At 66.7% G+C, this 13,136-nt stretch carries 9 protein-coding genes; 3 read left to right on the top strand and 6 right to left on the bottom strand.

Annotated elements, in window-relative coordinates; all coding sequences use genetic code 11:
* Positions 1 to 29 precede the first annotated feature (29 nt).
* A complete protein-coding gene (gene fdhF / locus HUK65_RS04005; protein WP_179904852.1) occupies positions 30 to 2,810 on the bottom strand; it encodes a formate dehydrogenase subunit alpha in 2,781 nt (926 codons plus the stop codon).
* Between the two features lie 147 nt (positions 2,811 to 2,957).
* On the bottom strand, positions 2,958 to 4,643 hold the full coding sequence (locus HUK65_RS04000) for an NAD(P)H-dependent oxidoreductase subunit E (protein ID WP_179904851.1): 1,686 nt from the start codon (positions 4,641 to 4,643) through the stop codon (positions 2,958 to 2,960).
* Between the two features lie 187 nt (positions 4,644 to 4,830).
* Between HUK65_RS04000 and HUK65_RS03995 the strand changes: the two genes are divergently transcribed.
* Positions 4,831 to 5,781 carry an META domain-containing protein gene (locus HUK65_RS03995; protein WP_179904850.1) on the top strand — a complete coding sequence of 317 codons (951 nt, stop codon included), beginning with the start codon at positions 4,831 to 4,833 and terminating at the stop codon, positions 5,779 to 5,781.
* Positions 5,782 to 5,943: 162 nt separating this feature from the next.
* Here HUK65_RS03995 and murJ read toward each other — a convergent pair whose 3' ends face one another.
* From murJ to HUK65_RS03975, 4 genes are all read right to left on the bottom strand, one after another.
* On the bottom strand, positions 5,944 to 7,494 hold the full coding sequence (murJ, locus tag HUK65_RS03990) for a murein biosynthesis integral membrane protein MurJ (protein ID WP_179904849.1): 1,551 nt from the start codon (positions 7,492 to 7,494) through the stop codon (positions 5,944 to 5,946).
* Positions 7,491 to 7,736: a YdeI/OmpD-associated family protein gene (locus tag HUK65_RS03985; protein ID WP_235441755.1), complete on the bottom strand. Its 246-nt coding sequence runs from the start codon at positions 7,734 to 7,736 to the stop codon at positions 7,491 to 7,493. Before HUK65_RS03985 ends, murJ begins: the two co-directional genes overlap by 4 nt.
* Entirely contained in the window at positions 7,733 to 10,429 is a 2,697-nt protein-coding gene (locus tag HUK65_RS03980; RefSeq protein WP_235441759.1) for a [protein-PII] uridylyltransferase, read from the bottom strand. The genes HUK65_RS03985 and HUK65_RS03980 overlap by 4 nt, the downstream gene beginning before the upstream one ends.
* A 118-nt stretch (positions 10,430 to 10,547) precedes the next feature.
* Entirely contained in the window at positions 10,548 to 11,792 is a 1,245-nt protein-coding gene (locus HUK65_RS03975; protein ID WP_179904847.1) for a penicillin-binding protein activator, read from the bottom strand.
* A gap of 89 nt (positions 11,793 to 11,881) precedes the next feature.
* Here HUK65_RS03975 and rsmI point away from each other — a divergent pair, with 89 nt between their 5' ends.
* Both rsmI and HUK65_RS03965 read left to right on the top strand, forming a co-directional pair.
* On the top strand, positions 11,882 to 12,778 hold the full coding sequence (gene rsmI, locus HUK65_RS03970; RefSeq protein ID WP_179904846.1) for a 16S rRNA (cytidine(1402)-2'-O)-methyltransferase: 897 nt from the start codon (positions 11,882 to 11,884) through the stop codon (positions 12,776 to 12,778).
* Positions 12,775 to 13,128, top strand: a complete 354-nt coding sequence (locus tag HUK65_RS03965; protein ID WP_179904845.1) for a YraN family protein — start codon at positions 12,775 to 12,777, stop codon at positions 13,126 to 13,128. Before rsmI ends, HUK65_RS03965 begins: the two co-directional genes overlap by 4 nt.
* Positions 13,129 to 13,136 lie beyond the last annotated feature (8 nt).

The raw sequence follows: 13,136 nt of genomic DNA, 5'->3' as shown, positions 1-13,136 counted from the left end.
AAATGCCGCGCCCTGCCCTATTCTGCGCCCTATTCGGCAGCAACCTTGGCTTCGGCCGGCTCAACCCGCACGGCGGCGAACTTGAACTCGGGGATCTTGCCATAGGGGTCGAGCGCGGGGTTGGTCAGCACGTTCGCCGCGGCCTCGACAAAGGCGAAGGGCACGAAGACCATGTTTTCCGACACCGCGCGGTCGGCGCGTGCCATCAGTTCGATGCTGCCGCGCCGGGTGATCAGCCGCACCATGCCGCCGGGTTCCACGCCCATCATCTTCAACGTGCGCGGATGGAGCGAGCAGTTGGCCTCGGGCTCGACCGCATCAAGCACCTTGGAGCGCCGGGTCATCGACCCCGTATGCCAGTGCTCCAGCTGCCGCCCCGTGGTCAGGACCATCGGATACTCGGCATCGGGCAATTCGTCCGGCGGTATCACGTCGGCGGGGGTGAAGCGCGCCCGGCCGCCTTCGCGCGGGAAGACGTCCGAGAACACGATCGCCTGGCCCGGATCCTCGGGCGACAGCGACGGATAGGTCACCGCGTTCTCGCGTTCCAGCCGCTCCCACGTGATGTTGTCGAGCGACTTCATGCCCTTCTTCATCTCGGCGAACACCTGGCTGGGATGGGTGAAGCCCCAGTTCAGGCCCAGCCGCTCGGCCAGAGCCACCGTGATTTCCCAATCCTCGCGCGCCTCGCCCGGGGGTTGGGTGGCGGGACGGCCCATCTGCACCTGACGGTTGGTGTTGGTGACCGTGCCGGACTTCTCATAGAAGGCCGCCGCTGGCAGGATCACATCGGCATAGTTGGCGGTTTCCGTCAGGAAGATGTCCTGCACCACCAGATGCTCCAGCTTCGCCAGCGCCTCGCGGGCATGGTTCAGGTCCGGGTCCGACATGGCCGGGTTTTCACCAAGGATATACATGCCCTTGATGTGGCCTTCGTGCACCGCGTCCAGGATCTCGGTCACGGTCAGACCCTTCTGGTCCGAGAAATCGCCCGAACCCCAGATCTCGGTGAAGTGGTTGCGGATGCTGTCTTCGGTCACACTCTGGTAGTCGGGCAGGAACATGGGCACCAGACCGGCATCCGAAGCCCCTTGCACATTGTTCTGACCACGCAGCGGGTGCAGCCCGGTGCCGGGGCGCCCCACATGCCCGCACATCAGCGCCAGCGAAATGAGGCAGCGCGAATTGTCGGTGCCGTGGATGTGCTGGCTGATCCCCATTCCCCAGAAGATCATGCCTGCCTTGGCGCCCGCGAAGTCGCGCGCCACCGCGCGCAGCGTGTCGGCGGGAATGCCGCAGATGGGCTCCATCTTCTCGGGGGTGAAATCCTTCAGCCGCGCGCGCATCTCGTCCCAGTTTTCGGTCATCGCCTGAATGTACTGGGTGTCGAAAAGCCCTTCCTCGACGATCACGTGCATGATCGCGTTCAGCATGGAGACGTCGGCGCCCGGCTTGAACTGCAGCATGTGCGTGGCGTGGCGTGCCAGCGCCTGACCGCGCGGGTCCATGATGATCAGCTTGCCGCCGCGCTTGGTGAACTGCTTGAAGAAGGTCGCGGCGACGGGGTGGTTTTCCACCGGGTTGGCGCCGATGACGATGGCCACGTCTGCATTCTCGATCTCGTTGAACGTGGCGGTAACCGCGCCCGAGCCCACGTTTTCGATCAGCGCCGACACCGACGAGGCATGGCACAGCCGCGTGCAGTGATCGACGTTGTTGTGCTTGAACCCTTCGCGGATGAGGCGCTGGAACAGATACGCCTCCTCGTTGGTGCACTTGGCCGACCCGAAGCCCGCAACGGCGGTGCCGCCGTGGGTGTCGCGCAACCCGCCCAGGCCATTGGCCGCGGCGTCCAGCGCTTCGTCCCAGCTGGCCTCGCGGAAGAATTCCTGCCAGTTCTCGGGGTCTACGTTTAACCCCTTGGCGGGCGCATCCTCGCGCCGGATCAGCGGCTTGGTCAGCCGGTGCGGGTGGTGGATGTAGTCGAAGCCAAAGCGGCCCTTGACGCAAAGCCGCCCTTCGTTCGCGGGGCCGTTGATGCCGTCCACATACTTGACCTTGCCGTCCTTGACCTTGAGGCTGACCTGACAGCCCACCCCGCAGAAGGGGCAGATCGACTCTACCTCGGAATCGATATCCTTGCTGTCGCCCTGCTGGGCGTCGTCCAGAACGCTGGCTTCCATCAGCGCCCCGGTGGGGCAGGCCTGGACACATTCGCCGCAGGCCACGCAGGTGCTGTCGCCCATCGGGTCATTGAAGTCGAACACCGGCCAGGTGTCGTGCCCGCGCCCGGCCATGCCGATCACGTCATTGACCTGCACCTCGCGGCAGGCGCGCACGCACAGCCCGCACTGGATGCAGGCATCCAGGTTCACGCGCATGGCCACATGGCTGTCATCGAGCAGCGGAATACGCTCGCGCTCCAGCGCCGGAAAGCGGCTTTCGCTGACGCCATTGCGTTCGGCCATGTCCCACAGATGGGCGGACTTGTCGTGCGCGACTTCCTGCTTCGGCTGGTCGGCGACCAGCAGTTCCATCACCATCTTCTGCGCGGCCTTGGCGCGGTTTGATGCCGAAAGCACCACCATGCCATCCTGCGGTTCGCGGATGCAGCTGGCAGCCAGCACCCGCTCACCTTCGATTTCCACCATGCAGGCGCGACAGTTGCCATCAGGGCGATACCCCGGCGCAGGCTTGTGGCACAGATGCGGGATGACCAGGCCACGGCCGTTGGCAACTTCCCAGATGGTCTGGCCGGGCTCGGCGGTCACTTGCTTGCCGTCAAGGGTAAAGGTGATCTTGTCGGTCATTGGCTCAATCTCCGAATTTCATGGCAACAGGCCGCGACGCCCCCGGCCCGGGACGGCGCCGGGGCGCGCGCGGGTGGGCGGGTGGGAGCGCGGCCCGGCGGTGTCCCGGGCCGGGAAACCCCCGGGCCGTTATGGGACAGGCAGGCATCAGACTTCCTCGGGGAAGTGTTTCATGGTCAGCAGGATCGGGTTCGGCGCCGCCTGCCCCAGCCCGCAGATCGAGGCATCAACCATCGTCTGGCACAGCTCTTCCAGCAACGGCTGGTCCCATGTGTCGGCCTGCATCAGTTTGACCGCCTTCTCGCAACCCGAGCGGCAGGGCGTGCATTGCCCGCAGCTTTCATCCTCGAAAAACCGCAGCATGTTCAGCGCCGCGGCACGGGCACTGTCCTTGTCCGACAGCACCACCACGGCGGCGGACCCGATGAAGCTGCCATGCGGCTGCAACGTATCGAAATCCAGCGGGATGTCGTCCATCGACGCGGGCAACAGCCCCGAAGACGGCCCGCCCGGCTGATACGCCTTCAGCGTGTGGCCTTCGGCCATGCCGCCTGCGGCCTCGATCACGTCGCGGATGGTGGACCCGGCGGCCAGCAGGTACACGCCCGGCTTCGCCACACGGCCACTGACCGAATAGCTGCGCAGGCCCTTGCGTCCGTTCAACTCGGTGCTGTTCAGCACCTCGGGGCCTTCGCGGCAGACGCGGGCCACCCAGTGCAGAGTTTCGACATTGTGGACCAGCGTGGGGCGGTTGAAGATGCCCACCTGCGCCACATAGGGCGGGCGGTGGCGGGGCAGGCCGCGCTTGCCTTCGATCGATTCGATCATCGACGATTCCTCGCCGCAGATATAGGCGCCTGCGCCGCGGCGCAGGTCGATGTATCCGGGCGCCACGATCCCTGCCGCCTCCAGCGCGGCGATCTCCTCGGCCAGGATATGCAGCACCGCAGGGTATTCATCGCGCATGTAGATGAAGCACTTGTCGGCTTCGACCGCCCATGCGGCGATCAGCATGCCTTCGAGCATCAGATGCGGCACGCGCTCCAGATAGTAACGGTCCTTGAAGGTGCCGGGCTCGCCCTCATCCCCATTGACGGCCAGATAGCGCGGGCCGGGGTTGGCGCGCACGAAGCCCCATTTCTTGCCCGAAGGGAACCCGGCGCCGCCAAGCCCGCGCAGCCCGGATTCGAGCACTTTTTCCTGCACCGCTTCCCAGTCGCCGTTCTGGCGCAGCTCTTCCAGCGCGGCGTAGCCGCCATTGGCGCGATAGGCCTCCAACCGCTCGTAATCGGGGATCACGGCGTGGAAATCGCCCGCGGCGATGGTTTCGGCGATAGTCTCGGGCGTGGCGTGGTCCACATGGCGGTGGCCGATCTCCACCACCGGCGCGGTGTCGCAACGGCCCATGCAGGGCGCGCGCAGCACGCGCACCTTCGAAGGGTCATGCCCGGCCTCCAGCGCGTCCTTCAAAGCCTGCGCCCCGGCCAGTTCGCACGACAGCGAATCGCACACCCGGATCGTCAGGTCCGGGGGCGGGGTCTCGCCTTCCTTCACCAGATCGAAATGCGCGTAGAAGCTGGCATCCTCCCAGACCTCGGCCATCGAAAGACGCATCTCATGCGCCAGCGCACGCAGATGCGCCGCGGACAGATGCCCGTAACGGTCCTGAATCAGATGCAGGAATTCGATCAGCAGGTCGCGGCGGCGGGGACGCTCGCCCAGCAGGGCCTGCACCTCTTCCAGCGCCTGGTCGTCATACTGGCGGCCCTTGGGGGTGCGCCGTCCGCGCCCGCGCCCCGACTTCCAGACACCGTTTCCTTCGTCCAAGGCCATGTTCCTGGCTCCCATATCGCTAGTTTGCTTGGTTGGTATACAATGTAACGGGGCATTTGTCGCTCGGTCAATATCAATTATCCGTAATTCGATAGGCAGCAGCTATCAACCTGCCCGACCGCGCCCATGACGCCCCGGCGCAATGCAGCTACACTGGGCGCATATGAAATTGCACAAGGCCACGATGATGACACACCCTTTGCTCCCCCCTGCCCTGACAGCCGCGCTGAGCCTTGCGCTTGCGCTGCCGGCACTGGCCGACACCCGCACGTTGGCAGGCGCCATCACCTATTTCGAACGCATCGCCCTGCCCGAGGGCAGCCTGCTGATGGTCGAGGCGCTGGACGAAGAGGAGCGCGCACTGGCTGCGCTGCGCGTACCCACGGACGGCGCACAGGTGCCGCTGGCGTTCGCGCTGGAGGTCCCAGCCGACCAACTGCTGACCCTGCGCGCCGGGTTACGCTGGCCCGACGGCGCGCTGTGGTTGACCCTGCCGCAGGGGGTTGTACCCGGCGAAGACGATCTGGACCTGGGCGAGATCCGCGCGCGCCACAGCGACCCCATGGGCTTTGCCAGCCTGTTGCGCTGCGGCGACAGCTTGCTGGAGTTCGGGATCATACCCGAAGGCGCGCGGTTGCGGGGCAGTGACGGGGTCTGGCTGCTGGAGGCAGCGCCCGCGGCCTCGGGCGCGCGGTTCGAGGATCCGCAGGATGCCGATACCTGGGTCTGGAGCCGGGGCGAAAGCGCGCTGGTTTCCATCGCGGGAGAGGAATTGCCCGAGTGCAGCCTTCTCTCGTCACAAGCGGATCTGGTGCAGCTTTGGGATATCAGGACCCTGAACGGTGCTCCGGTGTCAGCGCCCGAGGACGCCACGATCGGGTTCACCCCGGATGGCCGGGTCAGTGCCGGGCTGGGCTGCAACCGGATGATCGGAAGCTATACCCGTCATGGGGGAATGCTGGATTTCCGTCAGATGGCATCGACCCTGATGGCCTGCCCGGATGATCTGGCGGCCGAGGAACGGAAACTGGTCGAGGTTCTGGCCAGCGTTGACGGCTATCGTCTGGACGATGCAGGCGCGCTGGTCCTGACGGCACGGGGCGCGCCGGTGCTGGAGGCGGCGAAGGTGGCCGACTGAGCGGTCTGGCAGAGGCTGGTGGCGCGCTTCCCTTCCATGCCGGGTGCAACCTGGGGCCGGGTACAGGCAGCGCCCATGCGTCGCCCCACCCACCCACCCGGCGCCGCATGGGCGCTGCCCCGGCGCCAGGGCGCCGGGGCGTCTGTCTGCCTGGCCTAGGGCTCAGCCCCGGGACTTGCGCCGCAGGGCACTGCGGAAATCGGACAGGTTGAATGCGCCCAGGACAGCGCCCGCGACGAAATAAACCACTGAGCCACCGAGGATGAGCGCGGCCAGCGCAAGGTAGCGCACCCCGCTCTGGATCAGCCAGGGGTCTAGCACCAGCATCAGCGCCCAGAGCGCCATGCCCATGGCCAGCGATGCCGCGACTTGCCGCCAAAGGCGCCGGGTGAAGCGCGCATCGGGCTGCGCCGCCTCGCCCAGAGGCCGTGCCCCGCGCCAAAGTTGCCAGACCATGACCCAGCCCGCCACCGATGTCGCCAGCGCCGCCGCGATATATCCCATGACCGGGGCCAGCCCCACCGCCAGCACTGCGTTCACCACCATGGCCACCACCGCGTAGTTGAAGGGCCGGCGCGTGTCATGGCGGGCGAAATACAGCGGCTGGAGCACCTTTTGCAGCACGAAGGCAGGCAGGCCCGCCCCGTAAACCGCCAGCGCCAGCGCCGTGGCCGCCGTATCCGCCGCCCCGAACTGGCCGCGTTCGAACAGGACGGAAACGATCGGCCCCGCAATCACCATCAGCGCCACCGCCGAGGGCAGGGTCAGGGCCAGCGAAAACTCCAGCGCGCGGCTGAAGGACCAGCGCCCCCCCGCCGTGTCGCCATTGCCCAACCGGCGCGAAAGGTCCGGCAGCAGCACCACACCGATGGCGATGCCCACCACCCCCAGCGGCAGTTGATAAAGCCGGTCGGCGTAGCTGAGCCAGGCCACCGCGCCTTCGAAGAAGCTGGCGACCTGGCGGCCCACCAGCAGGTTGATCTGCACCACGCCGCCTGCCAGGATCGCAGGCCCCATGATGCGCAACAGGCGCTTCATCTCGGGCGTGATCCGGGGCCATTGCGGGGCGATGACAAAGCCCGCCCGCGCCGCCGACCACCACAGCGCGCCCAGTTGCGCCACCCCCGCCACCGGCACCGCCCAGGCCAGCGCATCCCCCACCGGCCAGTCGCGCCAATCCGCCAGCACCAGCGCGGCGATGAACACCACGTTCAGCAATGTCGGCACCGCCGCCGCCACGGCAAAACGCCCGATGGAGTTCAGCACCCCCGACAGCAGCGCCGCCAGCGAGATGAACAGGATATAGGGAAAGGCGATGCGCCCGTAGAGCACCGCCATGTCAAACCGCTCATCCCCGCGGAACCCGTAGGCCATGGCCATGACCAGCCAGGGCATGGCCAGATGCGCCAGCACCGAAAAGCCCAGCAGGAACATGCCCAGCGCTGCGGCGGCATTGCGGGCAAAGCCCAGCGCGTCCTCGGACTGTTCCAGCTTCTTGGCGAAGATGGGCACGAAGGCCATGTTGAACGCGCCTTCGGCAAAGAAGCGGCGGAACATGTTGGGCAGGGCAAAGGCGATCAGGAAGGCCTCGGCCACCGGGCCGGCGCCCAGATAGGCGGCGATGGCCACATCGCGCACAAAGCCGAAGATACGGCTGAAGAGCGTCCACAGCCCCACGGTCAGGAAGCCGCTGATCAGTCGGATGGGTGTCACTGGCGGGCCTTTCGCGCCTCGGGCGGGTTCCAGGGCATGCCCATGTAGCCATGCCCCGCGCGCAAGTCGCCGATCATGCCGTCAATCCGGCGGGCGCGGGTCTGGGGGCGTTTGGCCTCTGAAAACCAGCCCAGCCAGTCGTTGCGCTGATAGGGCGGGCGCGCGTCATAGGCGGCGCGCAGCCCTTCGGCCTCCAGCCGCCGCACCACGTCCTCGGGCATGGGGTGGCGGGGGCGTTTCATGCCTGCGCACGCTCGGCCCCGGCGCGGATGGCCGCGCGCAGCTTGCGTTCCAGCGCCTCCTGGCGGGATTTGGTGTGCAGCTTCAGCCCGAACATGTCTTTCACATAGAAGGTGTCGACCACCTGCGCGCCATAGGTCGCAATCACGGCGCTGGCAATATAGATGTTGTTCTCGGCCAGCGTCCGGGTCAGATCATGCAGCAGGCCCGGGCGATCACGGGTGTCCACCTCAATGATCGTGTAGATTTCGGAGCCTTCGTTGTCGAAGCTGATGTTCGTGGGGATGTTGAAGCGGCGCTCGCGCTTGCGGATCTTGTCGCGGTCCTCCAGCGCCTTCTGGGCCACGACCTCGCCGGCGAAGGTGCGTTCGATCATCTTGCGCAGGCGCGGCAGGCGGGCTTCCTCATAGGGGTGGCCCTCGCCGTCCTGAATCCAGAACACCGCCGTCGCGAACCCGTCCTTGGAGGTATAGGTCCGCGCATCGACGATATTCGCGCCCACCAGCGCCAGCGCGCCCGCCAGACGGGCAAAGGCGCCGGGGTGATCGGACAGGGCAAAACAGGCGCGGGTGGCATCGCGCGCCGGGTCCGGGTGCAGATCGATGCGTATTTCACAGGTGCAGATGCCGCGCAGCAGATGGGCGAAAACCACCTGGGTTTCGGTGGGCAGGCCCTGCCAGTAGGGGCCATAGTGGCGGGCGGTTTCGGTGCGCAGATCGGCGCGGGACCAATCGGCCAGCGCTTCGCGCAGGGCACGCTTGGCCGCACCCTCGCGTTTCTCCAGGTTCAGCGCCTCCAGCCCGTTTTCCAGCGCATCGGCCGTGTCACGGTAAAGCTGGCGCAACAGCATGGCCTTCCAGTTGTTCCAGGTGCCGGGGCCGACGCCGCGGATATCGCAGACCGTCAGCACCGTCAGCAGGTCCAGCCGCCGGCGCGATTTTACCGCGCGGGCGAAATCGCGCACCGTGCGCGGGTCCGAGATATCGCGCTTCTGGGCCGTGTCGGACATCAGCAGATGGTGGCGCACGAGCCATTCCACGGTTTCGGCATCCTCCGGGGTCAGGCCGAAGCGCGGGGCCAGGCGCCGGGCGATCTGGGCGCCGATGATCGAGTGATCCTCGGGCAGGCCCTTGCCGATGTCATGCAGAAGCAGCGCCACATAGAGCACGCGCCGGTTCACCCCTTCCTCCAGGATGCGCGAGGCGATGGGCAGCTCCTCGATCAGCTCTCCGCGTTCGATCTGCGCCAGGGTGCTGATGCACTGGATGGTGTGTTCGTCCACCGTATAGTGGTGATAGACGTTGAACTGCATCATCGCCACGATGCGTTCGAACTCGGGGATGAAGGCGCCCAGAACGCCGACCTCGTTCATGCGGCGCAGGGCGCGTTCGGGGTTGCCGCGTTTGAGCAGCATGTTCATGAACAGCATGTTGGCCCGGCGGCTGGCGCGCAGCCGGGCATCGATCCGGTGCAGATTGGCGGTGATCAGGCGCATGGCATCAGGGTGCAAAAGATGCCCGGTGCGCAAGGCCTCGTCAAAGATGCGCAGCAGCGCGATGGGATCGTCCAGCGCGGTGTCAGGCTCGGCAAAGGTGATGCGGTTGTTTTCGATGGCAAAGCCGTCACGCAGCTTGCGGCGGCGGCGAAAAAGGCCGCGCAGCAGTGGCTCGCGCTTGACAAGGCGCGCCTCCAGCCCGGTCAGGAAGATGCGCGTCACCTCGCCCACCCGCGTGGCGTGGCGGAAATAGGCCTGCATGAAATGCTCCACCGCGCGCCGGCCGCTGTGATCGGTGAAGCCCATGCGCTCGGCGACCTCGGGCTGCAGGTCGAAGGTCAGCTGCTCCACGGGGCGGCGGGTGATGTGGTGCATATGGCAGCGCGTGGCCCAGAGAAAGGTCTCGGCGTCATGGAAAGCGCTGTATTCCTCGGGGCGGAAGACGCCCAGCTCCACCAGTTCGGCGGCCTGTTCGACCCGGTGCAGGTATTTGGCGATCCAGTAGAGCGTCTGCAGGTCGCGCAGCCCGCCCTTGCCCTCCTTCACATTGGGCTCCAGCACATAGCGCTGGCCGCCCTGCTTCTGGTGGCGCTCGGCGCGCTCGGCCAGCTTGGCTTCGATGAAATCCCGTTCGGTGCGGGCGAACAGGCCGGACCACAGCTCATCATGCAAATTGTCTGCCAGGGGTTTGTTGCCGAACAGGAACCGGTGTTCCAGCAGGGCCGTGCGGATGGTGTAGTCTTCCTTGCCCAGGCGCAGGCAGTCGGCGACGGTGCGGCTGGAATGGCCGACCTTCAGCTTCAGATCCCACAGGATGTAGAGCGTGGATTCGATGACGTTCTCCACCCGCCCGGTGATCTTCCACGACCCCAGGAACAGCAGGTCCACATCCGAATGCGGCGCCATTTCCGCCCGCCCGTAGCCCCCCACGGCCAGCACGGCGATGCGCTCCGCCTCCGAAGGATTGGGGTTGGGATGCAGGTGGTTTTGCGCCACCCGAAGGGCGGTGGTGACCACCAGATCCGTCAGCCAGGTCTGCGCGGCAACATAGGCGCGGGCCTCCAGCGGGCGGGCGCGCAGGGCGGCTTCCAGCGCGGCGTTGCCGCGGGCCAGCACCTCGGACAGGACCGCAACGACCGCGGCGCGGGTTTCCCGCGTGCCGCGGCTGCCCTGCAGCGCGTCCAGCAGGCGGCGCTCCATTGCGGGCACGTCAGCCAACTCTGCCGGGGGCAGGATCAGGCCGTCTTCCTGCGCGGGCGGGGCCGGAAAGACCGGCCCCGGCTGCGGTGCGTCAGGCGAGATATCGCGCGGGAGCGGCTCAGAAACCGGTTCCGGCAAAGCTTCGCGGGGCTGGGGCAATGACGACAACCTCGTTGTTCTGGATTTCGGCAACGGCCAGCCCGCGTTCATTGGTGCCGTCCGGCCGCAGCCGCAGGATACCGCTGACCCCCGCAAAGCCCGACCCCTGGGTCAGGTTCGCGCGCGAGAACCGGTCCGACCCGCGGCTGCGGGCCAGCGCACCCACCGCAGCAATGCCGTCATAGCCAAGCGCTGCAATCGGATGCGGATCTGCCCCGAAACGTGCCCGGTAGCGGGTTTCAAACTGGCGCATCATGCTGGGGTCCGGCAGCGCGAACCACCCGCCCTGCAGGCCGCTCAACTCCAGCGTTTCACGCGGGATATCCCAGCGGGTCAGCCCCATGAACTGATAGTCCGAGGGCGACACCCGGTTTTCCGGCAGCAACTGCGCCAGCAGCGGCAGCGCACCGGCGGAATTGGCGGTAAAGAAGACCGACTGCGCCCCCGAGGACCGCACCGCCGAGGAGATCCGCGGCAGCGCATCCACCACCCCCTGCTGCGAAAAGGAGTAGCTTTCGGTGGCCGCGATGGTGGCATTGGTGCGCGCGGCGGCGCGCTGGATCGCGCGCTGGGCGACCTCGCCCTCCTCGTTGCGCTCGGAAACCACCATGACCCGGCCCTTGCCCTGCTCCGCGGCATGGGCCAGCAGGCGCTGGGCGGTGTTTTCGAAGGTATGCCCCAGTACGAAGACATTGCCGCCCGCGATCTCGGTGTTGTTGGAAAAGCTCAGCACATTGATATTGCGCTCGGCCACGGTGCGCCCGACCGCCGCGGCAGAGCCGGAAAACACCGGCCCGAGGATGATCTGTGCACCGTCATTGACCGCCCGTGCGGCCTCGGAGGCAGCGCGGTCGGCATTCCCGGCGGTCTGATAGACCCGCAGATCGATCTCGACCCCCTGCAGATCACCAATCGCAAGACGTGCCGCGTTCTCCAGATTGGCCGCCAGCGCATTGCGCCCCGAGTCCGAGGACTCGCCCGGCACCAGAAGCGCCACCTGCACCGGGCCGCTGGCCGCTCCCCGGTCGGCGGTCCCGCCAGGCTGCATGGCGGCCGGATCACAGGCCGCCAGCGCCATGCTGGCCGAAAGCGCCACCGCCGGAAGCGCCACATGCCGACAGGCGATAAAGCTGCGCGCCGAAGACAGAACGGGCAGGAACCGGGACACTCTGTCCGCGATTCGCGTAAACAAGGGTTTGACCATGGCACTCTCCCGGCTTGCAACAGGCGTGAATGCCCGCGACACTACGCAGTTGCCCCCCCGAAGTAAACTTGCGAATAGGAGACAGGCGGATGGCCGCAAACCGATCCGAAGACGCGCAGCCGTCCCGGGCCAGCCCCACGCCCAAGGCGCCACCCGGGCTGCATCTGATCGCCACCCCCATCGGCGCCGCCCGCGACATTACCCTGCGCGCACTGGACCTGCTGGCCGGCGCCGACATCCTGGCCGCCGAGGACACCCGCAGCCTGCGCCGCCTGATGGAGCTGCACGGCATCGCGATCGGCCAGCGCCCGCTTTTGCCGTATCACGATCACAACGGCCCGCAGATGCGTCCGCGGCTGATTGCAGCACTCAAGCGCGGCGAATCGGTGGTCTATGCCGCCGAAGCCGGCACGCCCATGGTCGCCGATCCCGGCTACCAGCTGGTGCGCGAGGCACTCGCCCAGGGGTTCGCCGTCCACGCCGCCCCGGGCCCCTCGGCGCTGCTGGCCGCGCTGGTGGTCTCGGGGCTGCCCAGTGACCGGTTCTGCTTCATGGGCTTCGCCCCAGCACAGGCAGGCGCAAGGCAGAAATTCCTGAAAGAGGCGGCAACAATACCCGCAACACTTGTCTTCTACGAAAGCCCGCATCGGATTCAGAAAATGTTAGGGGATCTTGTGGCAGTCTTCGGTGCTGAGCGGGAGGCAGCACTGTGCCGGGAACTGACCAAACGCTTCGAAGAAGTGCTCCGCATGCCCCTCGGCGCCCTGGCTGAAACGGTGTCCGGGCGGACGCTGAAGGGTGAAATCGTGGTGCTGGTAGATCGCCAACGCACGCAGACATCCGGCGCCGAGGTTCTTGAGGAGAGATTGATGCAGGCAATGGAAAAGCAACCGCTCAAGGCCGCCGTGGCCCAGGTGTCCGAGGCGCTGGGCCTGCCAAGGCGCGATGTCTATCAGACCGCGCTGCGCCTACGGGACGCGCCATGAGCGGGGCGGTTTCGTATCATGCGGGGCTATGTGCCGAAGAGGGGGTTGCTGCCTCCTATCTGCGCGCGGGGCTGGATCTGGTCGCGCGCCGCTGGCGCGGCGCGGGCGGCGAGATCGATCTGATCCTGCGCGACGGGGACATGCTGGTTTTTGTCGAAGTCAAGAAAAGCCGCGACTTCTCACGGGCGCTTGCGCGGATCACCGAGCGGCAGGCAAACCGTATTTTCGCCGCCGCTGGCGAGTTTCTGGCCGGCGAACCCACTGCCATGAACACCGAAACACGGTTTGACGTTGCGCTGGTGGACAGCATGGGGCGCATTCAGCTGATCGAAAACGCCTTTGGCCCCTGATCTGGCCA

Origin of the sequence: Rhabdonatronobacter sediminivivens, assembly GCF_013415485.1 — a bacterium.
In the GTDB taxonomy this organism is placed as follows: Bacteria; Pseudomonadota; Alphaproteobacteria; order Rhodobacterales; family Rhodobacteraceae; genus Rhabdonatronobacter; species Rhabdonatronobacter sediminivivens.
Note: the sequence above shows the minus strand (reverse complement) of the source record. Positions and strands in the feature narration are given on the sequence as shown.